21 protein-coding genes, 8 tRNA genes, 1 rRNA gene and 2 other annotated features are annotated in these 23,466 nt (G+C 47.2%); all 30 genes read left to right on the top strand.

What is annotated here, in order from left to right; genetic code table 11:
- Positions 1–95, top strand: a 5S ribosomal RNA gene (gene rrf / locus JOC27_RS09695); the annotation flags it as partial.
- A 5-nt stretch (positions 96–100) separates the two neighbouring features.
- Positions 101–173, top strand: a tRNA-Val gene (locus tag JOC27_RS09700).
- A gap of 8 nt (positions 174–181) precedes the next feature.
- Positions 182–254, top strand: a tRNA-Thr gene (locus JOC27_RS09705).
- A gap of 12 nt (positions 255–266) precedes the next feature.
- Positions 267–341 (top strand) — tRNA-Lys (locus JOC27_RS09710).
- Positions 342–366: 25 nt separating this feature from the next.
- Positions 367–441: transfer RNA gene (locus JOC27_RS09715), tRNA-Gly, on the top strand.
- A gap of 17 nt (positions 442–458) precedes the next feature.
- Positions 459–547 (top strand) — tRNA-Leu (locus JOC27_RS09720).
- 20 nt (positions 548–567) lie between these two features.
- Positions 568–644: transfer RNA gene (locus JOC27_RS09725), tRNA-Arg, on the top strand.
- A 3-nt stretch (positions 645–647) separates the two neighbouring features.
- Positions 648–721 (top strand) — tRNA-Pro (locus tag JOC27_RS09730).
- Between the two features lie 11 nt (positions 722–732).
- Positions 733–805 (top strand) — tRNA-Ala (locus JOC27_RS09735).
- Between the two features lie 410 nt (positions 806–1,215).
- A complete protein-coding gene (locus tag JOC27_RS09740) occupies positions 1,216–1,680 on the top strand; it encodes a CtsR family transcriptional regulator (RefSeq protein WP_205007102.1) in 465 nt (154 codons plus the stop codon).
- A 460-nt stretch (positions 1,681–2,140) separates the two neighbouring features.
- On the top strand, positions 2,141–4,603 hold the full coding sequence (gene clpC / locus JOC27_RS09745; RefSeq protein ID WP_205007103.1) for an ATP-dependent protease ATP-binding subunit ClpC: 2,463 nt from the start codon (positions 2,141–2,143) through the stop codon (positions 4,601–4,603).
- Positions 4,604–4,894: 291 nt separating this feature from the next.
- On the top strand, positions 4,895–6,304 hold the full coding sequence (gene radA / locus JOC27_RS09750; protein ID WP_205007104.1) for a DNA repair protein RadA: 1,410 nt from the start codon (positions 4,895–4,897) through the stop codon (positions 6,302–6,304).
- A gap of 110 nt (positions 6,305–6,414) precedes the next feature.
- Positions 6,415–7,515: a PIN/TRAM domain-containing protein gene (locus JOC27_RS09755; RefSeq protein WP_205007105.1), complete on the top strand. Its 1,101-nt coding sequence runs from the start codon at positions 6,415–6,417 to the stop codon at positions 7,513–7,515.
- Between the two features lie 35 nt (positions 7,516–7,550).
- Positions 7,551–8,249, top strand: coding sequence for a 2-C-methyl-D-erythritol 4-phosphate cytidylyltransferase (gene ispD / locus JOC27_RS09760; protein ID WP_205007106.1), 699 nt, complete (start codon positions 7,551–7,553; stop codon positions 8,247–8,249).
- The gene (ispF, locus tag JOC27_RS09765) at positions 8,246–8,737 is read left to right on the top strand and encodes a 2-C-methyl-D-erythritol 2,4-cyclodiphosphate synthase (protein WP_205007107.1); all 492 of its coding nucleotides are present in this window, start codon (positions 8,246–8,248) and stop codon (positions 8,735–8,737) included. Before ispD ends, ispF begins: the two co-directional genes overlap by 4 nt.
- A gap of 101 nt (positions 8,738–8,838) precedes the next feature.
- Complete coding sequence (gene gltX / locus JOC27_RS09770; protein ID WP_205007108.1) at positions 8,839–10,320, top strand: glutamate--tRNA ligase; 1,482 nt, start codon at positions 8,839–8,841, stop codon at positions 10,318–10,320.
- A 43-nt stretch (positions 10,321–10,363) separates the two neighbouring features.
- Positions 10,364–10,581: a binding site (T-box leader), on the top strand.
- A gap of 205 nt (positions 10,582–10,786) precedes the next feature.
- Positions 10,787–11,464 carry a serine O-acetyltransferase EpsC gene (epsC, locus tag JOC27_RS09775; protein WP_205007109.1) on the top strand — a complete coding sequence of 226 codons (678 nt, stop codon included), beginning with the start codon at positions 10,787–10,789 and terminating at the stop codon, positions 11,462–11,464.
- Positions 11,445–12,842: a cysteine--tRNA ligase gene (gene cysS / locus JOC27_RS09780; RefSeq protein WP_205007110.1), complete on the top strand. Its 1,398-nt coding sequence runs from the start codon at positions 11,445–11,447 to the stop codon at positions 12,840–12,842. Before epsC ends, cysS begins: the two co-directional genes overlap by 20 nt.
- The gene (locus JOC27_RS09785; protein WP_205007111.1) at positions 12,839–13,258 is read left to right on the top strand and encodes a Mini-ribonuclease 3; all 420 of its coding nucleotides are present in this window, start codon (positions 12,839–12,841) and stop codon (positions 13,256–13,258) included. The genes cysS and JOC27_RS09785 overlap by 4 nt, the downstream gene beginning before the upstream one ends.
- A complete protein-coding gene (gene rlmB, locus JOC27_RS09790; RefSeq protein WP_205007112.1) occupies positions 13,258–13,995 on the top strand; it encodes a 23S rRNA (guanosine(2251)-2'-O)-methyltransferase RlmB in 738 nt (245 codons plus the stop codon). The genes JOC27_RS09785 and rlmB overlap by 1 nt, the downstream gene beginning before the upstream one ends.
- Before the next feature lie 4 nt (positions 13,996–13,999).
- Positions 14,000–14,506 carry an NYN domain-containing protein gene (locus JOC27_RS09795; RefSeq protein ID WP_205007113.1) on the top strand — a complete coding sequence of 169 codons (507 nt, stop codon included), beginning with the start codon at positions 14,000–14,002 and terminating at the stop codon, positions 14,504–14,506.
- A gap of 73 nt (positions 14,507–14,579) precedes the next feature.
- Positions 14,580–15,230, top strand: coding sequence for an RNA polymerase sporulation sigma factor SigH (gene sigH / locus JOC27_RS09800; protein ID WP_205007114.1), 651 nt, complete (start codon positions 14,580–14,582; stop codon positions 15,228–15,230).
- A 293-nt stretch (positions 15,231–15,523) separates the two neighbouring features.
- Positions 15,524–15,718: a preprotein translocase subunit SecE gene (gene secE / locus JOC27_RS09805; protein WP_205007115.1), complete on the top strand. Its 195-nt coding sequence runs from the start codon at positions 15,524–15,526 to the stop codon at positions 15,716–15,718.
- A gap of 48 nt (positions 15,719–15,766) precedes the next feature.
- Positions 15,767–16,303: a transcription termination/antitermination protein NusG gene (gene nusG, locus JOC27_RS09810; RefSeq protein WP_205007116.1), complete on the top strand. Its 537-nt coding sequence runs from the start codon at positions 15,767–15,769 to the stop codon at positions 16,301–16,303.
- 195 nt (positions 16,304–16,498) lie between these two features.
- Complete coding sequence (gene rplK / locus JOC27_RS09815) at positions 16,499–16,924, top strand: 50S ribosomal protein L11 (RefSeq protein ID WP_205007117.1); 426 nt, start codon at positions 16,499–16,501, stop codon at positions 16,922–16,924.
- A gap of 72 nt (positions 16,925–16,996) precedes the next feature.
- Complete coding sequence (gene rplA / locus JOC27_RS09820) at positions 16,997–17,689, top strand: 50S ribosomal protein L1 (protein WP_205007118.1); 693 nt, start codon at positions 16,997–16,999, stop codon at positions 17,687–17,689.
- A gap of 74 nt (positions 17,690–17,763) precedes the next feature.
- Positions 17,764–17,913, top strand: a sequence feature (ribosomal protein L10 leader region).
- 78 nt (positions 17,914–17,991) lie between these two features.
- Positions 17,992–18,495, top strand: coding sequence for a 50S ribosomal protein L10 (rplJ, locus tag JOC27_RS09825; RefSeq protein ID WP_205007119.1), 504 nt, complete (start codon positions 17,992–17,994; stop codon positions 18,493–18,495).
- 59 nt (positions 18,496–18,554) lie between these two features.
- Positions 18,555–18,917 carry a 50S ribosomal protein L7/L12 gene (gene rplL / locus JOC27_RS09830; RefSeq protein ID WP_205007120.1) on the top strand — a complete coding sequence of 121 codons (363 nt, stop codon included), beginning with the start codon at positions 18,555–18,557 and terminating at the stop codon, positions 18,915–18,917.
- A gap of 190 nt (positions 18,918–19,107) precedes the next feature.
- Positions 19,108–19,704: a class I SAM-dependent methyltransferase gene (locus JOC27_RS09835; protein ID WP_205007121.1), complete on the top strand. Its 597-nt coding sequence runs from the start codon at positions 19,108–19,110 to the stop codon at positions 19,702–19,704.
- Between the two features lie 164 nt (positions 19,705–19,868).
- A complete protein-coding gene (gene rpoB / locus JOC27_RS09840) occupies positions 19,869–23,390 on the top strand; it encodes a DNA-directed RNA polymerase subunit beta (protein WP_205007122.1) in 3,522 nt (1,173 codons plus the stop codon).
- The last annotated feature ends 76 nt before the right edge of the window (positions 23,391–23,466 follow it).

The following is a 23,466-nucleotide window of genomic DNA, read 5'->3' on the forward strand; positions in this document are numbered from 1 at the left end:
TCACACCCGTTCCCATCCCGAACACGGCCGTTAAGCTCTTCTGTGCCAATGGTAGTTGGGGGCTGTCCCCCTGCGAGAGTAGGTCACTGCCAGGCCTTATGGAGGATTAGCTCAGCTGGGAGAGCGTCTGCCTTACAAGCAGAGGGTCATAGGTTCGAGCCCTATATCCTCCATATTTTATGCCGGTCTAGCTCAATTGGTAGAGCAACTGAATCGTAATCAGTAGGTTGGGGGTTCAAGTCCTCTGACCGGCACTCTTTAAATGTGAGCCGCTAGCTCAGGGGTAGAGCATCTGACTTTTAATCAGAGGGTCGAGGGTTCAAATCCCTCGCGGCTCACCATTACAATTAAATTTTATGTAATGACGCGGAAGTAGTTCAGTGGTAGAACATCACCTTGCCATGGTGGGGGTCGCGGGTTCGAATCCCGTCTTCCGCTCCATTTTCATTTATTCGCATGCCGGGGTGGCGAAATTGGCAGACGCACAGGACTTAAAATCCTGCGGTGGGTAACCACCGTGCCGGTTCGAGTCCGGCCCTCGGCACCATTTTTGTATTTTTTTGATATGCGCCCTTAGCTCAATTGGATAGAGCGTCTGACTACGGATCAGAAGGTTGGGGATTCGACTTCCTCAGGGCGCACCATTTCGGGAAGTGGCTCAGCTTGGTAGAGCACCACGTTCGGGACGTGGGGGTCGCAGGTTCAAATCCTGTCTTCCCGATTATTGTCTTTGGGGCCTTAGCTCAGCTGGGAGAGCGCCTGCTTTGCACGCAGGAGGTCAGGGGTTCGATCCCCCTAGGCTCCATATCATTAACGGAAAGCAGACTGTCTGACAAGTTCAGGCAGTCTGTTTTTTTTCGCCAATATAGCAATAAGGACTTGGCTACGCCAAGTTTATCTTAAGAGATAAGAAAGTATAAGGATTTTTGCACAAAAATGCAGCGCTGGCGCGAGATGCCTGCGGGAAAAACGAGCCAAGTGAAACCCAGCAGATTCTAGTTTGATTGAGGAGGCTCACGGATCGCCCGCGGCAAGCGAGCAGCCGAAGCGCAATTGTTAAAAAAAACTTGGTTATGCCAAGTTTTTCTGACTTTTTGATATGTATTAATCAAAGATGAAAAAATGTCGGGTTTTTGATCGGTTGATAAATTGGCTCAATTAAGCCATAATATTATTATAGTCAAAGTTAGTCAAAGTCAGGGAGGTCATGCCCCGATGCGCAATATCTCAGATATCATTGAAAAATATATTAAAGAGGTCTTGGACTCAAGCGATATTGATATCATTAAGCTAAAACGCAGCGAATTGGCGGAAAAATTTCAATGTGTGCCATCGCAGATTAATTATGTTCTGAAGACCCGCTTTTCTATTGAACGCGGTTATGTTGTTGAGAGTAAACGCGGCGGTGGTGGCTATATTCAGGTTGTTAAGGTTCGCCCAGTTACTGATGCAGATTTAATTGATGAAATGATGCGAATTATTGGGTATAAAATTACGGAAAATATGGCAGATTCAATTATTGTGCATCTGCTGGAAGAAGAAGTGATTAGTGATCGAGAGGCGCGGTTGATGCTGAGCGCAATTGATCAAGGCGTGAATGACTTAGACATTCCGATTCGGGATGAAATGCGAGCCAATCTTTTAAAGGCCATGCTCTTGTCGTTGACATACAGTCGCTGATCGGATCCGTCCGAAACTTCCGGCTGCGTCATAAAGATGAAACGCTGCATAATAAAATAGAGAAGCGGGAACCATTTTTTTCAAAGTTGATGGCCCTCTTTTTTGCGGCAGTTTAGAGGATTTTTGTAGGTGTAAAACGAATAGTATAAAAGTGGGCAGTAGTTTGCCTGCGGGAACGAAAGTACGAGAATTTGGATGTATTTACCGGGCACTTTCAGGGGAAAATAGAGAACTGTGCCCCACATAACGGAAGGGTTAATTCTTTATTTTCACAAGAGTCTGAGCATAAATGTTTGAAGATTTAATTTAGGTTCTCTACAATAAACGGAACAGGAGATACAGCCGTGGAATAAGTAAACGATCCACTATTGCGGCGGCCTTCTGTCGAAGTATTTACACAGTAACAGGCAGTGATGCATTTTAAATAAGGCCATGAGAGCAACCAAAGGAGGCCAAAATTATGATGTTCGGAAGATTTACGGAGCGTGCACAGAAGGTTCTTGCCCTTTCTCAGGAAGAGGCGATGCGCCTGGGGCATAATAATATCGGTACCGAGCATATTCTGCTTGGACTTGTTCGCGAAGGGGATGGCATCGCGGCCAAAGCACTGATTGCGCTGAATCTGAGCCCGGAGAAAATCCAAAAGGAAGTGGAAGCGCTGATTGGCCGTGGCAACGAGACCGTTCAAACACCGCATTATACGCCGAGAGCGAAACGCGTGATTGAATTGTCCATGGACGAGGCGAGAAAAATCGGCCACTCGTATGTTGGCACGGAACATATTCTGCTTGGGCTGATCCGCGAAGGCGAAGGCGTAGCAGCTCGAGTGCTAAATAACCTTGGTGTCAGTTTGAACAAGGCGCGACAGCAAGTCCTGCAGCTTTTAGGCAGCCACGAGGCAACCTCCGGCGGCACGCAGGGGCGTAATACGGCTCACGCGAGCACGCCAACGTTGGACAGTCTGGCACGTGATCTGACTGCGATGGCTGCTGAAGGCGGCCTCGATCCAGTCATTGGCAGAAACAAGGAAATTGAGCGTGTTATCGAAGTGCTCAGCCGCCGGACAAAGAACAATCCGGTGCTGATCGGTGAGCCTGGCGTCGGAAAGACAGCTGTGGCCGAAGGATTGGCTCAGGAAATTGTGAACAACGAAGTGCCTGAGATTCTGCGCGACAAACGTGTCATGACGCTTGATATGGGAACCGTTGTCGCCGGTACGAAATATCGCGGTGAATTTGAGGACCGCCTGAAAAAAGTAATGGACGAAATCCGTCAAGCCGGCAATATTATACTATTTATCGATGAACTTCACACATTGATCGGCGCTGGTGGCGCAGAAGGCGCTATTGATGCATCGAATATCCTCAAACCGTCTTTGTCCCGCGGCGAATTGCAGTGCATCGGGGCGACGACGCTTGACGAATATAGAAAATACATTGAAAAGGATGCGGCTTTGGAACGACGCTTCCAGCCGATTAAGGTTAAAGAACCAACGAAAGATCAGTCCATTCAAATCCTTAAGGGCTTGCGTGATCGCTATGAGGCGCATCATCGGGTCAAAATTACCGATGCGGCAATTGAAGCTGCTGTTCGCCTGTCTGATCGCTATATTTCCGATCGTTTTCTTCCAGATAAAGCGATTGATTTGATTGATGAGGCAGCTTCCAAAGTTCGACTACGTTCGTATACCGCACCGCCGAATCTCAAGGAATTGGAGCAGCGTCTTGAAACGGTGAAAAAGGAAAAAGATGCCGCTGTTCAAAGCCAGGAGTTCGAAAAGGCTGCTTCGTTGCGAGATAACGAACAGAAATTGAAGGAACAAGTTGATGTTTGCGAAAAGGAATGGAAAGAGAAGCAGGGCAAGGAAAATACTCAGGTTTTGCCAGATGATGTTGCGCTTGTTGTAGCTAATTGGACCGGTGTGCCAGTCGTCAAATTGGAGGAGCACGAAAGTGAGCGCTTGCTCCATATGGAGGACATTCTGCATCAGCGAGTGGTTGGTCAGGATGAGGCGATTAAAGCAATTTCCCATGCGATTCGCCGGGCACGTGCCGGCTTAAAGGATCCGAAACGGCCGATTGGCTCATTCATTTTTCTCGGACCGACCGGTGTCGGCAAGACTGAACTTGCTCGTGCCGTTGCTGAGACATTGTTCGGAGACGAAGAGGCTATTATTCGAATTGACATGTCGGAGTATATGGAGAAGCATACCACATCGCGACTTGTTGGGTCCCCTCCTGGCTATGTCGGTCATGAAGAAGGCGGACAGCTGACTGAAAAAGTGCGCCAGAAGCCTTATTCCGTTATCCTTTTCGATGAAATTGAAAAGGCGCATCCGGATGTCTTTAATATTCTACTCCAAGTGCTTGATGACGGTCGTTTAACCGATTCGAAAGGACGGACAGTTGATTTCCGTAATACGGCGATTATCATGACCTCAAATGTCGGCGCGAGTGAACTGAAGCGCAATAAATACGTTGGTTTTTCGGTTGGCGATGAGGGACATGAGTATAAGGAAATGAAGGGCAAGGTGATGAATTCGCTCAAAAAAGCGTTCCGCCCAGAGTTCCTTAATCGTTTAGACGAAATCATTGTCTTCCATGAGTTAACGAAACCGCAGCTGCTAGAAATCGTTTCGCTGCTTGCTGAACAATTGAAGCACCGGTTATCAAGTCAAGGCATTGTAATTGAGCTAACCGAGGCAGCCAAGAAGCAGATTGTGGAAGAAGGCTATGATGCGGAATATGGTGCTCGTCCTTTGCGACGCGCGTTGCAGCGACGTGTCGAAGATAAATTGTCCGAAGAATTACTGAAGGGCAATATTGCCAAGGGCACGCATGTGGTTATTGATTATCAAGACGGTACGTACCAAGTGCAGACAAAGCCTAAAGAAGAAGAGGAAAAAGCTGTCGCAAAGTCGTGACTGTCACTATATATCAGGAATCACAATAAAGAAGCCGGGTTGATCTGCCTTGGCTTCTTTGGCTTCATGAAATGAAGTGCGCTGTACAAGAATAAGAATGTATAAGATTTTGCGCAAAAGATGGAGTGAAGGCGCTCTGGCGCCTTGCGGGATAAGTGAACCAAGTACGACCCGTAGATTATCGTCTATCTGAGGAGACGCGCGGCGCCCGCGGCAAGCGAGCAGCCAAAGCCAAGTTTTTCTCAAGTGCGAAGCAATGGATTGCCACGGGTAGACAGGACAGGTGATGACATGGCGAAATCGAAAACAATATTTATCTGCCAGGAATGTGGCTACGAGAGTCCAAAATGGATGGGTCGTTGCCCTGGTTGTCAGAATTGGAACACAATGGTAGAAGAGACGCTTCGACCGGCGCGGACATCCGCTGGCCGTCAGGTGAAGACGGAAAGCAAACCGTCTCGTCTGACGGATGTCGTTCTTGAAGAGGAGCCGCGTATTGTAACTGAATTAAAGGAGTTCAACCGGGTCATGGGGGGTGGTATTGTGCCTGCTTCTCTGACCTTGGTCGGCGGTGATCCAGGTATCGGCAAATCGACGCTCCTTCTCCAAGTCTGTGATCAGCTGGCTTCAGGTGGTGTTCGCGTGTTGTATATCTCAGGAGAAGAATCCGTCCGTCAGACGAAAATGCGAGCCAGCCGTCTGCATGTATCTGCCCCAGAACTTTATGTCCTTGCAGAAACGGACATTCGCCATATTGAGGATCAGATTGAAAACGTTCAGCCAGTTGTTTTAATTATTGATTCGATTCAGACGATATATGATTCGGAAATGAGTTCCGCACCAGGAAGTATCTCTCAGATCAAGGAATGTACGGCGCAACTGCTTCGTCTGTCCAAGGAATCGGGCGTGGCGGTGTTTATCGTCGGACATGTCACCAAAAACGGTGCTTTGGCTGGTCCACGGACACTCGAACACATGGTTGATACGGTTTTATATTTCGAAGGTGAACGCCATCACACATTTCGTATCCTTAGGGCGGTTAAAAACCGCTTCGGTTCGACGAATGAAATGGGTGTGTTCGAAATGAAAGAAGATGGATTAACAGAAGTTTCCAATCCCTCGGAAATTTTTCTTCAGGAACGGTCCAAGGGCGCGGCTGGTTCAGCAATCGCATCGGCAATGGAAGGCACGCGGCCAGTGCTCGTTGAAATTCAGGCGCTTGTGACACCGACGAGTTTCGGTAATCCGCGGCGAATGGCTGCTGGCATGGATAATCACCGGGTTTCTTTGTTGATGGCGGTACTGGAGAAGCGAGTCGGGCTGCTTCTTCAGAATCAGGATGCCTATATCAATATTGCGGGGGGTATCAAGCTGGATGAACCAGCCATTGACCTCGCATGCGCGCTCAGCATTGCTTCAAGCTTCAATAACCAGCCAACGCCGATAACTGATGTGTTCATCGGCGAAGTCGGCCTGACTGGAGAGGTTCGGCGTGTGTCGCGGATTGAGCAGCGCGTTCGCGAGGCGGCAAAGCTTGGTTTCACAAAGGCCTATGTTCCAGCGAAGAATATCGGCGGGTGGACACCGCCTGAAGGCATGCGCTTGGTTGGGGTTGAAACACTGGCCCAGACAATCCAAATTGCGCTCGGCAGCGTGCAGCCGCCGCAAGAAGAGGATTCTTTTTTTCTGGAAGACTTGTAAACTGTAAACGAAGTTTGTGTATCGGGATTAATAGAAATGTGGGATTATTTAAAGAATCTGTTTCATTTCCGATTATTTGTCAATAATGTTTTAAGGAGGTGATAGAAAAGATGTTAAAACGTATTATCCAGCTATTTTTTATTCTTTTAGGCGGTACATTAGGCTTTGTTTATCTGCCGAATATTGTCGTGCTTCTGAATTTTGGAAATGGAGTTCCGGACTGGATTGGGTCGCCGTTTTTCGGCATGATTGTCGGGGCGCTAGTGCTGGCGTTGGTTACTTTTTGGTTTGTGGACTCATTGCTTAATTTCTTCAAAACATTAGAAGATCGGATTATTAAAGCGCCAGTCACAGATGTTGTCTTCGGTACAATCGGGCTTGCTTTCGGGCTTGTTATTGCTTTTTTGATCCAGTTACCCCTTTCCCGATTTAATATTGCTGGGTTCGGTACGGTTCTACCGATCTTTATTTACATTCTGCTCGGGTATTTCTTTTTCCGAATTGGTTCGAAAAAGCGGGATGAATTAATCAGTCTTTTCCACATTCCGGCTCGCAGCAAGGATAAGAAGCGTGAAACGAGAATTGAGGCGCCTGCTTCAGGTATTCCGTATAAGATTTTTGATACGAGTGTCATCATTGACGGCCGTATTGCCGATATTTGCCAAACGGGATTCCTTGAAGGGACAATGGTCATCCCTCATTTCGTTCTTGAAGAGTTGCAGCATATTGCGGATTCTTCCGATGTTCTGAAGCGGAACAGAGGACGGCGCGGACTCGATATCCTTAATCGGATCCAGAAGGATACGTCGATCCATGTGGATTTGTATGAGGGCGATTATGACGATATTACAGAGGTAGACAGCAAACTCGTCCGTCTGGCCAAAGCGATGAATGGTATCGTCGTCACGAATGATTTTAACCTGAATAAGGTATGTGAATTTCAGGGCGTTCCTGTACTGAACATCAATGATCTGGCCAATGCGGTTAAGCCGGTTGTTCTTCCGGGCGAGGAACTTCAGGTTCAGGTTATTAAAGGTGGTAAAGAGCAGAACCAGGGTGTTGGCTATCTTGATGATGGAACGATGATTGTCGTAGAAGAGGGGCACCGCTATATCGGCAAGACCATTGATGTGATCATCACCAGTGTGTTGCAAACATCAGCCGGTCGAATGATTTTTGCCAAACCGAAGATGCTTGAAAAAGCATTGTAATCTTTTCAGGGCTGAAGAAAGACGGGGAATTTTCGATGAGTTATCAGGTGGTAGTCGTGGCAGCAGGTCGCGGCGCACGGATGGGGGCGGCGCAGAACAAGGTCTTGTTGCCGATTAGGGAAATACCGGTGATTTGCCGCACTTTGCGGGTTTTTGATAATGATCCGGACTGCGCGCAGATTGTACTCGTTGCCAAACCGTCCGAACAAGACACGTTCCGTTCGGTTCTCGCAAAGGAGAATCTGGCGACGCCGCTTGCTTTCGCAAATGGCGGTAAAGAACGTCAGGACAGTGTCTATAACGGCCTGCTAGCAATCAGCGGAAGAGAAGCTGATCCGATCGTGTTGATTCATGATGGGGCGCGGCCTTTTCTGAAAAAAAAACAGATTGCTGCAGTGACATCCGCGGCAGATGACACGGGGGCGGCTATTCTTGCTGTTCCGGTCAAAGACACGATCAAAGAGGTCAGCGAAGGCGAGGTCAAACAAACGCTGAAGCGGGAAAGCCTGTGGGCGGTGCAAACCCCGCAGGCTTTTCGCCTGTCGCTGATTTTGGAGGCGCACCGTCAGGGTATGAAAAAGAAATATACCGTGACGGATGATGCGTCGCTTGTGGAGCAATGCGGGCTGTCCGTGCATGTTGTACGTGGATCTTATGAAAATATAAAATTAACAACACCGGAAGATATGATTTTTGCAGAAAAGTTGCTTGAGGAAGAGGAGAAAAAACAATGAGAATTGGACATGGCTTTGATGTGCATCAATTTGCGGAAGACCGGCCGTTGCTGATCGGCGGGATCTCAATTCCCTATGCGCTCGGTCTGGCTGGTCATTCAGATGCTGATGTCTTGCTGCACGCGATCAGCGATGCGCTGCTCGGCGCTGTTGCGGCCGGTGACATCGGCAAACATTTTCCTGATACAGATGCTGCCTATAAAAATGCTGATTCAAAAGTGCTGCTCGCTCATGTGGCTAAGATTGTCCGAGAAAAAGGTTATGAGATTGGCAATATTGATGCGGTGGTTATTGCCCAGAATCCAAAGCTAGCGCCTTATATCCCAGATATGTGTCGGGTGATTGCTGAGGTGCTCGCTGTGTCTGAGGAACAGATAAATGTTAAAGCGACGACGACAGAAAAACTCGGTTTTACGGGTCGGGGTGAGGGCATCGCTTCCGAAGCCGTTTGCCTGCTAGATAAAATCACAGATGAGACGAACGGCTGAAACAGCTGAAGGCAGAAAGTATGCTCTTTTTTGCAGAAATTATTTCCTGAGTTTGTCCATCCGTGCTAAAATAAAAGCAATAACGGAAAGTGGTGAATGTCGTGACAGAAGAAGTCAGGGTACGCTATGCACCAAGTCCGACAGGGTTCTTACATATCGGCAACGCGCGTACCGCAATTTTTAATTACCTGTTCGCTCGTCATGCGGGCGGTAAATTTGTCATCCGCATTGAGGATACCGACCAGAAGCGTAATGTGGAAGGCGGCGAAGAGAGCCAGCTGAAATTTTTGAAATGGCTGGGCCTAGAATGGGATGAAAGTGTGGACATCGGCGGGGCATTCGGCCCTTATCGTCAGATGGAGCGCCTCGATATTTATAAAAAATACTATCAGGAACTGCTGGATAAGGGATTCGCATATAAATGCTACTGCACGCCTGAAGAATTGAAAGAAGAGCGTGAGCAGCAGATGGCTCATGGTCAAACACCGGGTTATTCTGGGAAATGCCGTCATTTGACGCCGGAACAGATTGCCGCGTTTGAAGCGGAAGGACGGAAACCGACACTCCGTTTCCGCGTTCCGGAAGACGAGACGATTGAGTTCAACGATATGGTTAAAGGGCACGTTACCTTCCATTCGTCAGACGTTAGCGACTTTGTCATTGTTAAACAGAACGGTGTACCAACGTATAATTTTGCTGTGGTTGTGGATGACCATCTGATGAAGATGACGCATGTCCTTCGTGGCGAAGAGCATATTTCCAATACACCGAAACAAATTATGCTTTTCCATGCCTTTGGTTGGCAGGAACCGACGTTTGCCCATATGACGCTGATTGTCAACGAAAATCATAAGAAATTGAGCAAGCGTGATAACAGTATTGTTCAGTTCATCGAGCAATATAAGAATATGGGTTTCCTTCCTGAAGCGCTGTTTAATTTCATCACGCTGCTTGGTTGGTCGCCGAAGGGTGAGGAAGAGATCTTCAGCCGTGATGAATTCATTAAGCTTTTTGATGCGGAACGATTGAGTAAATCACCAGCGATGTTTGATAAGAGCAAGCTGGAATGGATGAATGGCCAGTATATTACGAAAATGCCTGAAGACGATTATGTTGCGATGACGATCCCCTATCTCGTCAATGCCGGTCTTCTTCCGCAAGAGATGACGGATGCTCAGAAAGATTGGGCACGGCGGGTTGTTCTTCTGTACAAGGAACAGCTGCATTACGGAGCGGAAATTGTTCAATTGAGTGATATGTTCTTTAATAAAACAATTTTGAAGACGGAACTGACGAAAGATGAAGAGAAGATTCTCTCGGGTGAACAAGCGAGCGACGTGTTGTCTGCATTTAACCGCGAGCTGAAGGCACTTGATAGTTGGACTGCTGAAGTAATTGCTCCGTTAATCAAGGTTGTTCAGAAAGAGACGAAGCAACGCGGTTGGAAGTTGTACATGCCGATTCGCGTGGTTGCTACTGGCTCACAGCACGGTCCGGAACTCCCGGAAGCACTTGAATTACTCGGCCGTGATTTGGTGTTGAAACGTATGGATGCTTACTTGGAGAAGCAGCAGACGGTCTAACCGCACCTTGATGGGTGTCGGTGCATACGATGAACTAAATATCGCTAAAGCATTGACGAGGATAAGTATGATTCTGGTTCCCCAAAAACAGAGAAAGCGATCTCGGGTGAAAATCGCTTTTGGGCAGGATTCTGAAATGCACCTCTGAGTTTTCCGTTGAAAAGTATTCAATTAGACGGAGACGGGCTGTTCCGTTAGCAGCCGAAAGTGGGGGATTTGTTCCCCAAACAGAGTGGAACCGCGTCATCAGGCGTCTTTGTGTCATCGGACACAGAGACGCCTTTTAAATTAAGGCATAAAAGTCCGGCTTTTTTTAAAGAAAGTATATGATTTTTGGCAGGAAATGTAGAGCAGCCGAAGCGCAATTTTTGCAAAAAAGACTTTGCTACGCCAAGTTTTTCTCAAGCAAGCACATTTAAGGCTGTATGAAAATCAAGTAGAACAGGCAATACAGGAGGTGTAGCGATTGTTCAGTAAATTTCGCGAGGACTTGAGTAATGTCTTTGATCAAGATCCGGCGGCACGCAGCAAAATTGAAGTCGTTTTGACTTATTCAGGCCTGCATGCGATCTGGAGCCATCGAATTGCCCACTGGTTTTGGGGAAAGAGGCGATTTTTTGTCGCACGGGTGCTGTCGCAGTTCAGCCGTTTTCTAACAGGTATTGAAATTCATCCCGGTGCACAGATCGGTCGGCGATTTTTTATTGATCATGGGATGGGTATTGTGATTGGTGAAACATGTGAAATTGGCGATGATGTGACGCTATTTCAAGGTGTGACGCTTGGTGGAACCGGCAAAGAACGGGGGAAACGTCATCCGACAATTGGCAATGATGTGCTGATTTCATGCGGTGCGCGCGTCCTCGGATCGATTACGATCGGCGATCATTCTAAAATCGGTGCAGGATCAGTTGTGCTCCACGATGTGCCGGAAAATTCAACAGTCGTCGGCATTCCTGGACGAGTCGTTCGCCAGAACGGTGTTAAAGTGCATCATCATGATTTGGATCATACCAACCTGCCGGATCCGGTCGCCGATAAAATGTATCAGCTAGAAAATCAGATTGATGAAATGAGAAGGGAAATGCACGTGTTGAAAACACTAGCTGAGAAGGAGCGAAACAATGAGCATTCAAATTTTTAATACGATGTCACGGCAGAAAGAGCCGTTTGTCACTTTGGAGCCAGGAAAAGTGAGAATGTATGTCTGCGGTCCAACTGTTTATAACTATATTCATATTGGCAATGCGCGACCAGTTGTTGTCTTTGATACGGTCCGGCGCTATCTGGAATATAGTGGCTATCAGGTTTCCTATGTTTCAAATTATACGGATGTGGATGATCGACTGATACGTGCCTCAAAGGAGCGCGGCCTTTCGGTGCCCGAGATTGCCGATCAATTTATCCGGGCCTACGAAGAAGATACAGATGCATTGAATGTGATGGAAGCAACGATTCATCCGCGGGCAACGCGAACAATGCCGGAAATTATTCGCTTCATCAGCCAGCTGGTTGCTAAAGGGTTTGCTTATGCTGTGGACGGCGATGTCTATTTCCGAACACGAAAGTTTGCAGATTACGGCAAGCTATCCCATCAGTCGATTGACGACCTGAAATCCGGCGCACGGATTGAAATTGACGAGCGAAAGGAGGACCCGCTCGACTTCGCACTCTGGAAGAAAGCAAAACCGGGCGAAATCAATTGGTCGAGTCCGTGGGGCGAAGGACGACCAGGCTGGCACATTGAATGCTCCGCAATGGTAGAGAAATATTTGGGCGACACCATTGATATTCACGCGGGAGGCACAGACCTTGTTTTCCCACACCATGAGAATGAAATCGCGCAATCTGAAGCCCTCCATGGACAGACGATGGCACGGTATTGGATGCATAACGGCCATATACAGATCAACCATGAAAAAATGTCGAAATCGATCGGCAACGTCATCTTGGTTCATGATCTGGTAAAAAAATACGATCCTCAGGTCATCCGTTTCTTCATCCTTTCGGTACATTACCGTCATCCGATTAATTTCAGCGACGAATTGCTGACGGATGCCGTTCAAGCATTTAACCGAATAAAAACCGCAGCCTATAATCTGACCCATCGACTGAAAGACGAAACAGTGCAAAAGCCTGATCACGCAATCGAAAAAATTTATCGTGATCGCTTTGCTGAAGCGATGGATGATGATTTCAATACAGCAAATGCAGAGGCGGTGCTGTTCGATATCGTTCGCGATGCCAATATCGCGTTGCAGGATCCGGATGCGCCGGCTGGCCAGTTGCTCGCCTATCGGCGGGTATTGTATGAATTGTCCGATGTTCTGGGCCTGAAACTTAATGATTCGAAGGCAGGTATATTGGATAAAGAAGTTGAAGCACTGATCGAACGACGTCAAGAAGCGAGAAAAGCAAAAGACTTCAAATTGGCGGATGCACTGCGTGATCAATTGAGCGAAGCAGGCATTATTCTGGAAGATACCCCACAGGGCGTTCGCTGGAAGAGGGCAGATCAATGATCGATAGACAGCAGATAGTCGACCCAGCAGCGCTCAGTAGTCTGGCGCTTGCCTTTATGGGCGACGCAATTCTAGAAACCTATGTCCGTGAGGCGGTGATCGCTTCAGGAAAAGCAAAAATACATGCATTGCATCAGATGACAGTGGATTATGTATCGGCAAGAGCACAGGCGGGGTTTCTTCATCAATTGATTGATGAATCATTCCTGAACGAAGAAGAATTGGCGGTTGTTCGGCGCGGACGAAATGCCAAGGCGCATGCAGCACCGAAAAATACAGATGTTCAAACCTATAATTATAGTACGGGTTTTGAAGCGTTAATCGGTTATTTATATTTTTCCGGGAATGCGGCGCGGATTGAAGCAATCATCGAAAAAATGTTTGCCGCACATCCGATTGAAGGGAGCGCTGTGTAATGAGTGATGAATGGATTATCGGCCGGCATCCGGTATCGGAGGCGATTCGATCCGGCAGAGCCATTAATAAGATATGGCTGAATAAAGAAGGTAAGGGATTTTCTGAATTACTAGACTTAATTAAAGGCAGCGGGATTGCTTATCAGTTTGTACCGAGGCAGAAAATTGACCAGTTGGCCCAATCAAGTCAACACCAAGGGGTCGTCGCGTCAATAGCCGCCTATCAGTATGCTGAAATCGATGATCTATTTGCGTGCGCCGCTTCACGCGGCCAACAGCCGTTTTTTGTGATGTTGGATAATCTTGAGGATCCGCATAACTTAGGGTCGATTCTGCGGACAGCCGATGCCTGCGGCTGCCATGGCATTATTATTCCGAAGCGGCATTCGGTTGGCCTGACATCTGTTGTAGCGAAAGCGTCGACTGGTGCCATTGAATATGTACCGGTTGCCCGGATCGCCAACTTGGCGAGTACAATGGAGCAATTGAAGAAACGCGGTGTCTGGTTTGCGGGCACCGCTGCGGATGGTGAAGTGGATTATGGTGCTGCCGATTATTCAGTTCCGATTTGTCTTGTGATCGGTAATGAGGGCGAGGGCATGTCTTCGCTTGTCCGCAAAAAATGCGATTTCTTGCTTAGCATCCCAATGGTCGGAAAAGTAACATCACTCAATGCATCGGTCGCCGCAGGACTGCTTATGTACGAAGTTTTTCGCAAACGCGGCGCCGGGGAGTGAGCTCATGGATGACATCCTGATTGTAGACGGTTACAATGTTATTGGCGCATGGCATAACCTGAGCAGTCTGCGAAGAAAGGATTTTGAGAATGCCCGTGATTTGCTGATTGATAAATTGTCGGAATATCAGGCGCAAACCGGTTGGCGTATCATTCTTATCTTTGATGCCTACCTGAAGCCGGGAAAAGAGACAACAACAAGAAAAGCCAACGTTGACGTGATTTACACGAAAAAGAATGAAAAAGCTGATCAGAAAATCGAAGGCTTAATCAGCAAATTGAAAAACGTGAAAACGCGAATTCATGTTGCCACTTCAGATATGGCCGAACAATGGGCGGTTTTTTCCCAAGGTGCGCTACGGATTCCTTCTCGTGAGTTGATCAACGAACTTGAAAAAATGGATCAGCATCTAGAAGAAAAGACGCAGAGGAAACAGACTTTTAAGGGCGGGAAAATTCCGATGGATGAAGCAACACGCAAGAAGCTTGAAAAAATGAGAAGAGGATTTTGAATTTCTTGACTTTTCAATTTTTTCTACTGTATAATTGCTTTACAACATGGATCCAGTGCTCGGAGGGATAAATATGACAAGCATTCCAGTTCAAAATGCATCAGTGGCCGTTCATTCCCTTGACGATGATCAGTTACTTGTTGCCGCACACAGCGGCAACGGTGAAGCTCTTGAATTTTTGATTGCGAAATACAAGAATTTTGTCCGGGGTAAAGCCAAGGCGTATTTTCTCGTGGGTGCCGAGCGGGAAGACATTGTTCAGGAGGGCATGATTGGCCTCTATAAGGCGATTCGCGATTTTAGGGATGATAAGCTGTCTTCATTTAAAGCGTTTGCAGAACTTTGCATTACCCGGCAGATGATAACCGCAGTCAAGACGGCGACACGGCAGAAACATATTCCGCTGAATTCTTATGTTTCACTGGACAAGCCAATTTTTGATGAAGAATCTGAGCGGACACTGATGGATATTGTTCGTGAAGTTCGCACGTCTGATCCGCAGGAATTGCTTGTGAACCGTGAGGAATACGATGATATTGAGGAGAAATTGTCACAGGTTCTCAGTGATTTGGAGCGTCAAGTGCTTAGTCAATACCTCGATGGACGTTCTTATCAGGAAATTTCCGTGGACTTGAAACGACATGTGAAATCGATTGATAACGCCCTACAGCGAGTGAAAAGAAAACTGGAGCGCTGTATCCAATTGAATGAGATGACTATTTGACGCCACGCTCAGTCCCGTCGGGTATCATTGACAGGAAGGGCTGCATGTGCTACTTTATATAAAGTATATACCGACAACAAGAGAGGCGCTTGCGCCTTTCTTTCTTTTGCTTAAATTTTTATGTCATGCTGTAATTTTAACGACAGAAGGATTGCCGGTTCCGCTGGTTTGTCTTGCATAAGGCAGTTCTTGAAGCGGGAACGGAAAATGAGCATCAGACACTGAAAAAACAGATGAAGGATTGTTAATACTGCAAATGAATCAGCAGAACGCGAGCGGAGGTAAGATGAATTATGGCTGGCATTGTTAAAGGAACCGGCAAGTTCTTTCACAACATTGTAACGGAAACAAAGAAAATTACATGGCCGACCGGTAAGGAATTGGTTAAATATACGGTAACGGTTATCGTCACGGTCGTTTTTCTGGCGCTGTTTTTTGTGATTGTCGATTTTGGCGTGACACAGCTGTTGCATTTGATTACCCAGTAATAAGGCAGCGGGTATCCTGATTGAATTATTTTTTTGGAGGAAAAGGCTATGGAGAAGAACTGGTATGTTGTTCACACATACTCAGGCTATGAAAATAAAGTGAAAACGAACCTTGAAAAACGGGTTGAGTCAATGGGTATGGCCGACAAAATTTTCCGTGTTCTTGTTCCTATGGAAGAAGAGACGGAAGTCAAGAATGGTCAAAAGAAAACAGCTATGCGCAAAGTTTTCCCGGGCTATGTGCTGACGGAAATGATTATGACTGATGATTCCTGGTACGTCGTCCGTAATACGCCTGGCGTGACTGGATTTGTCGGTTCCTCTGGAGCGGGTTCGAAGCCGATTCCGCTTCTTCCTGAAGAAGTGGACGCGATTCTGAAACAAATGGGCCTGAAAGAGCAAGTCGCTAATGTCGATTTTGAGCTCAAGGAACAGGTCAAAGTGAAGGAAGGACCGTTTGCCGACTTTATCGGTAGTGTGGAAAATATTGATCTTGAGAAGAGTAAATTGAAGGTTCATGTGAATATGTTTGGCCGCGAGACACCGGTTGAACTGGACTTTAACCAGGTCAGCAAACTAGATTAACTCGCTTATTGGCGCAAGTCCAGATGTCTGACAGTCTTGCAATTTGCGCCTTGCCCGTGTATAATCTTGTTGTTTGTATGATTTTTACCGATCTCACCATCGCCGATTTAAAAAAGGAAATAGCGCCATAGAGGTTCTTAAAGAAGAGTGGGAGGGTTTATCCCGGACCACAAATTGATGCAGGGAGGTGCTCTCATGGCTAAGAAAGTCATCAAGCTCGTTAAATTACAGATTCCAGCAGGTAAAGCTAACCCGGCTCCGCCAGTTGGTCCGGCACTGGGCCAGGCGGGCGTTAACATTATGGGATTTTGCAAGGAATTCAATGCACGTACATCGGATCAGGCAGGCCTGATTATCCCAGTTGAAATTACGGTGTTCGAAGATCGTTCGTTTACGTTCATCACGAAGACACCACCGGCTGCCGTTCTACTAAAGAAAGAGACCGGCATTGAATCCGGTTCTGGTGTGCCGAACAAAACGAAAGTTGCGACGATCAAACGTGATAAGGTACGCGCGATTGCCGAACTGAAAATGCCTGATCTGAACGCTGCCAATGTTGAATCGGCTATGCGTATGATCGAAGGAACAGCCCGCAGCATGGGCATTGTTGTCGAAGACTGATTTTTTTGTTTGGCTTGGAGATCGGTGGGAGGTCTGATGCAAACCGTTAGTACCACTAAGGAGGATTTACGAATGGCTAAAAAAGGAAAGAAATATCTTGAAGCTGCTAAATTAGTCGATCGCACAAAAGCGTACGATATTGAAGAAGCAGTAAGCCTCGTCAAAAAAACGGCAATTGCCGCTTTTGATGAATCAGTTGATGTTGCTGTTCGCTTGGGTGTCGATACCCGTAAAAACGACCAGCAAGTTCGCGGCGCCGTTGTGCTCCCGAACGGAACCGGCAAAACGCAGCGCGTGCTTGTTTTCGCTAAAGGCGACAAGGCTAAAGAAGCACAGGCTGCAGGCGCTGATTATGTCGGCGAGCAGGATCTTGTCGAAAAAATCAGCGGCGGTTGGTTTGACTTCGATGTAGTTGTTGCGACACCTGACATGATGGCTCAGGTTGGACGTCTTGGACGTGTGCTCGGACCTAAGGGTCTGATGCCGAACCCGAAGACGGGCACGGTTACTTTCGACGTTGAAAAGGCGGTTAAAGAAATCAAAGCCGGTAAAGTTGAATACCGCGCACAGAAAGACGGCAACGTTCACGTGCCAGTTGGAAAGGTTTCTTTTGATGATCAAAAACTTGTTGAAAACATCAAAGTTTTGATCGAAACGCTTGTTAAAGCAAAACCTGCTGCTGCCAAGGGTACTTACATGAAGAATATTGCGATTTCTTCAACGATGGGCCCTGGCGTCAAAGTCGCTGTCGCTTCCATTCGCTAATTGGCGGATATTTCCGGCGACGGAGGGGTTGACAGTCTGTCTCCGATTCAATATAATATTTAATGTTTGTTAACAGTTTAATATTTATTTTACCGTAGACAGCTGGGGCATGTAACATGCTTAAATTATCCCCGCCGAGGTTGCAGTTCATCTTGATAACTCTCTAAGCGTTAGATAGATAAGCCCCTCATGTCCTGCGGACAGAGGGGCTTTTTAATAGCAAACTCGGATTTGTCGGGTGGCAGGGCCGCCCTCTGGATAGACTGGATACGGAATGCTTGGAACAGGGAGGTGTGACAAACATGAGCAATGAAAAAATCTTGGAAGCCAAAAAACAGACGGTCAGCGAAATTGCTGATAAACTGAAGGAAAGCGCGGCTATTATTGCTGTGAACTACCGCGGTCTCTCTGTTTCTGAAGTGACTGAACTTCGGAAAGAGCTTCGCGAAGCCGGTGTGGAATACAAGGTGTACAAAAACACTTTTGTTCGCCGCGCGACAGAATTGACTGGTCTGACTGATTTTGATGCGTCTCTCACGGGACCGACTGCTGTTTCATTCAGCAAAGAAGACGTGATTGCGCCAGCTAAAGTTCTTTTCAACTTTGCAAAAGATCATGAAGCACTCGAAATCAAATCTGGAATTATTGAAGGCAAGGTTGCACCTGTGGAACAGCTTAAGGCACTTGCTGAATTGCCGTCCAGAGAAGGACTGCTTTCGATGCTGGCCAATGTGCTTCAGGCACCGATTGCCGGTTTTGCACGCAGCGTAAAGGCTGTTGCAGAGAAAAAGGAACAAGAAGCTTAATTGCAAGCTAAACGAAGAAAATAACAAATAACAATTAAATCCAGGGAGGATTAATTTCAATGACTAAAGAAGATATCATTGGCGCAATTAAAGAGATGTCCGTTCTTGAATTGAACGACCTCGTTAAAGCAATCGAAGAAGAATTCGGTGTAACTGCTGCTGCAGCTGTTGCTGCTCCGGCTGCCGGCGGTGCTGCTGCAGAAGAAGAAAAAACGGAATTCGATGTTATCCTTGCTGATGCAGGCGCACAGAAGATCAAGGTTATCAAAGTTGTCCGCGAAATCACAGGTCTTGGCCTGAAAGACGCTAAGGCTCTTGTTGATGGCGCGCCGAAGGCTGTTAAGGAAGGCGCAGCTAAAGAAGAAGCTGAAGAAATCAAAGCTAAACTTGAAGAAGTTGGCGCAAAGATTGAATTGAAATAAGTTCAATTGAGGAGCCCGCGCTTGCGCGGGCTTTTCTTATTTTTGAGGATTTTTTTAGAAGAAAACGCTGGCGAGGCTCTTTTGGAAGTAATCAACCGGGCAGCTAGGTATATTTTTACCTTTTGTAGTCAAAACAAGTAGGTGTCTGCTGCTTGCCGGGCTGGCTTCCTGTTGAAGGAGACGATAACTGATGAATGAACATTATTATACGGAACATCCACAGTCGGCGAGCGATCGCCAGTCATTCAAGACTGAGCTTAAAGGCACGTCGCTTGCATTTGTAACGGATGCCGGTGTTTTTTCAAAAAGCAGCGTTGATTTCGGTTCGAGACTGCTGATCGAAACATTTCGCGAACCGGAAATCGATGGACCGATTCTTGATATGGGCTGCGGATACGGTCCGATCGGAATCAGCCTAGGCAAGTGTTACAAGACTCGGAAAATCATTATGGCAGATATTAATGAACGTGCCGTGCAACTTGCTGCGGAAAATGCTCGAAAGAATCAGGTCAACGCGGATGTACTGCAAAGCTTTTTATTCGAAAAGATTACAGGAGACTTCGCATCGATTGTTTCCAATCCGCCAATTCGCGCTGGAAAAAAAGTCGTTCATCAGATCTTCTCGGAAAGCTTCCGCTTTTTGAAGTCTGGTGGCACGTTTTGGACGGTCGTTCAGAAAAAGCAGGGTGCACCGTCCGCATTTGCGGCGCTCGAAGAAATCTTTGATGCGGTCGAGGTGGCTGAACGAAAAAAAGGTTACCACATTTTTTGTGCAAAAAAGCTTTGACATGGAAATTTGGTTATGGTATTATGTTATAATGCTAATATTGATATAATTGTCGTTTATAATTCCCTGATTTTGGGAATGCTTTATAAATAATTTTTGAATCCCGGTAAGCTGGAAGTTTGGGTTGCCGATTTTTAATATGCTCGATTTGAGGGGTGAATTAGTTGACAGGTCAACTCGTACAATACGGACGCCACCGCCAGCGCAGGAGCTACGCTCGCATTAAAGAAGTGCTGGAACTCCCTAACCTGATTGAAATTCAGACAGCCTCTTATCAATGGTTCCTTGATGAAGGTATTAGGGAAATGTTTCAGGACATCTCCCCGGTGGAAGATTTTACGGGGAATCTCGTTTTGGAATTTGTCGATTATAGTTTGGGAGAACCCAAATATTCGGTTGACGAATCAAAATCGCGCGATGTAACTTATGCGGCACCGCTTCGTGTCAAAGTTCGCCTGATTAATAAGGAAACTGGTGAAGTGAAAGAACAGGAAGTCTTCATGGGCGACTTCCCGTTGATGACGGAAGCAGGTACCTTTATTATCAATGGGGCGGAACGAGTGATTGTATCACAGCTCGTTCGTTCGCCAAGTGTTTATTTTAATGAAAAAGTAGATAAAAACGGCAAAAAAGGTTTCGGCGCGACGGTTATTCCGAACCGCGGCGCATGGCTTGAATATGAAACAGATGCCAAGGATGTTGCTTATGTCCGAATCGACCGTACAAGGAAAGTTCCAGTAACGGTTCTTTTGCGTTCTCTCGGATTCAGCAGTGATCAGGAAATTATCGATTTGCTAGGCGATGATGAATTCCTAAGAAACACGCTCGAAAAAGATAATACAGACAACACGGACAAGGCGCTGGTTGAAATCTACGAACGTCTGCGTCCGGGCGAACCGCCGACCGTCGAGAATGCGAAGAGTCTCCTCGAAGCACGTTTTTTCGATCCGAAACGTTATGATCTGGCCAATGTTGGCCGCTATAAAATGAACAAGAAGCTGAATATTAAAAATCGGCTTTTCAACCAGCGATTGGCTGAAAAATTGATCGACCCGGAAACCGGAGAAATTGTCGCCAATGAGGGTACACTGCTCGATCGCCGAACACTGGATCGCCTTCTACCTGTTATTGAGAAGAAGCTGGGCTTTGTGGAATACACCCCGCACGACGGCGTAATCGCCGGACAGACAGTCAGGCTGCAGTCGATCAGTGTTTATTCACCTCTGGATGAAGACAAGGGAAAAATCATCAAGGTTATTGGTAATTGCGGCATCGATACGGCCATCAAGCATATTACACCGGCAGATATTCTGTCTTCGATCAACTATTTCTTTAATCTGCTCCATGGTATCGGCGACACGGATGATATCGACCATTTGGGCAACCGCCGCCTGCGTTCAGTCGGCGAATTGCTACAGAATCAGTTCCGGATCGGCTTGTCGCGTATGGAACGCGTGATCCGTGAAAGAATGTCAATTCAGGATACAAACAGCATTACGCCGCAGGCGCTGATTAATATTCGCCCGGTGATTGCGTCAATTAAAGAATTCTTCGGCAGTTCTCAGCTGTCCCAGTTTATGGATCAGACGAACCCGCTTGCTGAGCTGACACATAAGAGAAGGCTTTCTGCCCTTGGACCTGGCGGTTTGACTCGTGAACGTGCCGGCATGGAAGTGCGTGACGTTCACTATTCACACTATGGCCGTATGTGCCCGATTGAAACGCCTGAAGGTCCGAACATCGGGCTGATTAACTCCCTATCGAGTTATGCCCGGGTCAACAAATACGGGTTCATCGAGACGCCATATCGGCGCGTCGATCCCGATACCGGAAAAGTAACAGAACATATCGATTATCTGACTGCAGACGAAGAAGATAACTACGTTGTGGCCCAGGCAAACGCAGAACTGACTGAAGATGGGGCTTTCACAGAAGATCATATTCTCGCGCGTTTCAGAAGTGAGAATTTGGTTGTGCATAAAGATCGCGTCGATTATATGGATGTTTCGCCGAAACAGGTTGTTTCCGTCGCTTCCGCCTGCATCCCGTTCCTTGCAAACGATGACTCGAACCGTGCGCTGATGGGCGCCAACATGCAGCGTCAGGCCGTACCGCTTTTGAATCCGGAAGCACCGCTCGTTGGAACTGGTATGGAATACGTGTCTGCACGTGACTCTGGTGCGGCAATCCGCTCCAAACATCGCGGACGTGTGGAGTTTGTTTCTGCAAGAGAAATCCGTATTCGCACGCTTGAGAATGTGGACGGCAAGGAAACAGTCGGCGATGTTGTTTCTTATAAATTATCGAAATTCGAACGTTCCAACCAAGGCATGTGCTATAACCAGAAACCGATAGTCGAAACCGGTATGGTTGTGAAGAAGGGTGAGATTATCGCCGATGGTCCATCGATGGATAAAGGCGAGTTGGCCCTTGGACGCAACGTTCTGGTCGGCTTTATGACTTGGAACGGCTATAACTATGAAGATGCCGTTATCATGAGCGAGAAACTAGTCAAAGATGATGTCTACACATCGATCCATATTGAGGAATATGAATCAGATGCTCGCGACACGAAACTCGGACCGGAAGATATTACGCGTGACATTCCGAACGTCGGCGAAGATGCATTGAAAAATCTCGACGATCGAGGCATTATTCGTATCGGTGCCGAAGTGCGTGACGGCGATATTCTTGTTGGTAAAGTAACGCCAAAAGGTGTGACCGAGCTGACTGCTGAAGAACGGTTGCTCCATGCTATTTTCGGCGAAAAAGCACGTGAAGTGCGTGATACATCACTGAAAGTACCACATGGCGGCGGCGGAATTGTGCATGATGTTAAGATATTCACGCGCGAGGCTGGCGATGAACTGCCACCGGGCGTCAATGAATTGGTTCGCGTTTATATTGTTCAGAAACGTAAGATTCACGAAGGCGACAAGATGGCCGGACGACACGGAAACAAGGGTGTCATTTCAAAGATCCTTCCAGAAGAAGATATGCCATTTCTTCCGAGTGGCCGTCCGCTCGATATCATGTTGAACCCTCTGGGTGTACCATCGCGAATGAATATCGGACAGGTGCTTGAATTGCATCTTGGTATGGCCGCCCGCGAACTCGGCATTCACGTGGCAACGCCTGTTTTTGACGGGGCGCGTGAAGAAGATGTCTGGAGCACACTTGAAGAAGCGGGACTTTCCCGCGATGGGAAAACGATTCTTTATGATGGCCGGACAGGTGAGCCGTTTGACAACCGGGTATCTGTCGGTGTGATGTATATGATCAAACTGGCACACATGGTTGATGATAAGCTACATGCTCGTTCGACTGGACCTTACTCGCTTGTCACTCAGCAGCCGCTTGGTGGTAAAGCACAGTTTGGTGGCCAGCGATTTGGTGAAATGGAAGTTTGGGCGCTGGAAGCTTACGGCGCTGCCCATACACTTCAGGAAATTCTGACCGTAAAATCCGACGACGTGGTTGGTCGTGTCAAAACATACGAAGCTATTGTTAAAGGCGAGAACGTGCCGGAACCTGGTGTACCAGAAGCGTTCAAAGTGCTTATTAAGGAATTGCAAAGTCTTGGCATGGATGTCAAAGTGCTTGCGGCTGACCATTCTGAGATCGTCATCAAGGAACTTGAAGATGAAGAAGAAACGCTGGATGACAGCCTGAACGTGCAAGTCTGAGCAAGGGAATACCTGCCTTCGGACCGCTCATAATCAGCATTATTATCGAACCAGCTAGAAAGAACAACTCGGCATC

The organism is Sporolactobacillus spathodeae, assembly GCF_016908935.1.
Classification (GTDB): Bacteria; Bacillota; Bacilli; order Bacillales; family Sporolactobacillaceae; genus Sporolactobacillus; species Sporolactobacillus spathodeae.

What these genes read in the sequence shown, in the direction of transcription:
- JOC27_RS09740 (WP_205007102.1), top strand. Translation starts at nt 1,216, where the DNA reads ATGCGCAATATCTCAGATATCATTGAAAAATATATTAAAGAGGTCTTG.
- clpC (WP_205007103.1), top strand. Translation starts at nt 2,141, where the DNA reads ATGATGTTCGGAAGATTTACGGAGCGTGCACAGAAGGTTCTTGCCCTT.
- radA (WP_205007104.1), top strand. Translation starts at nt 4,895, where the DNA reads ATGGCGAAATCGAAAACAATATTTATCTGCCAGGAATGTGGCTACGAG.
- JOC27_RS09755 (WP_205007105.1), top strand. Translation starts at nt 6,415, where the DNA reads ATGTTAAAACGTATTATCCAGCTATTTTTTATTCTTTTAGGCGGTACA.
- ispD (WP_205007106.1), top strand. Translation starts at nt 7,551, where the DNA reads ATGAGTTATCAGGTGGTAGTCGTGGCAGCAGGTCGCGGCGCACGGATG.
- ispF (WP_205007107.1), top strand. Translation starts at nt 8,246, where the DNA reads ATGAGAATTGGACATGGCTTTGATGTGCATCAATTTGCGGAAGACCGG.
- cysS (WP_205007110.1), top strand. Translation starts at nt 11,445, where the DNA reads ATGAGCATTCAAATTTTTAATACGATGTCACGGCAGAAAGAGCCGTTT.
- JOC27_RS09785 (WP_205007111.1), top strand. Translation starts at nt 12,839, where the DNA reads ATGATCGATAGACAGCAGATAGTCGACCCAGCAGCGCTCAGTAGTCTG.
- rlmB (WP_205007112.1), top strand. Translation starts at nt 13,258, where the DNA reads ATGAGTGATGAATGGATTATCGGCCGGCATCCGGTATCGGAGGCGATT.
- JOC27_RS09795 (WP_205007113.1), top strand. Translation starts at nt 14,000, where the DNA reads ATGGATGACATCCTGATTGTAGACGGTTACAATGTTATTGGCGCATGG.
- sigH (WP_205007114.1), top strand. Translation starts at nt 14,580, where the DNA reads ATGACAAGCATTCCAGTTCAAAATGCATCAGTGGCCGTTCATTCCCTT.
- secE (WP_205007115.1), top strand. Translation starts at nt 15,524, where the DNA reads ATGGCTGGCATTGTTAAAGGAACCGGCAAGTTCTTTCACAACATTGTA.
- nusG (WP_205007116.1), top strand. Translation starts at nt 15,767, where the DNA reads ATGGAGAAGAACTGGTATGTTGTTCACACATACTCAGGCTATGAAAAT.
- rplK (WP_205007117.1), top strand. Translation starts at nt 16,499, where the DNA reads ATGGCTAAGAAAGTCATCAAGCTCGTTAAATTACAGATTCCAGCAGGT.
- rplA (WP_205007118.1), top strand. Translation starts at nt 16,997, where the DNA reads ATGGCTAAAAAAGGAAAGAAATATCTTGAAGCTGCTAAATTAGTCGAT.
- rplJ (WP_205007119.1), top strand. Translation starts at nt 17,992, where the DNA reads ATGAGCAATGAAAAAATCTTGGAAGCCAAAAAACAGACGGTCAGCGAA.
- rplL (WP_205007120.1), top strand. Translation starts at nt 18,555, where the DNA reads ATGACTAAAGAAGATATCATTGGCGCAATTAAAGAGATGTCCGTTCTT.
- JOC27_RS09835 (WP_205007121.1), top strand. Translation starts at nt 19,108, where the DNA reads ATGAATGAACATTATTATACGGAACATCCACAGTCGGCGAGCGATCGC.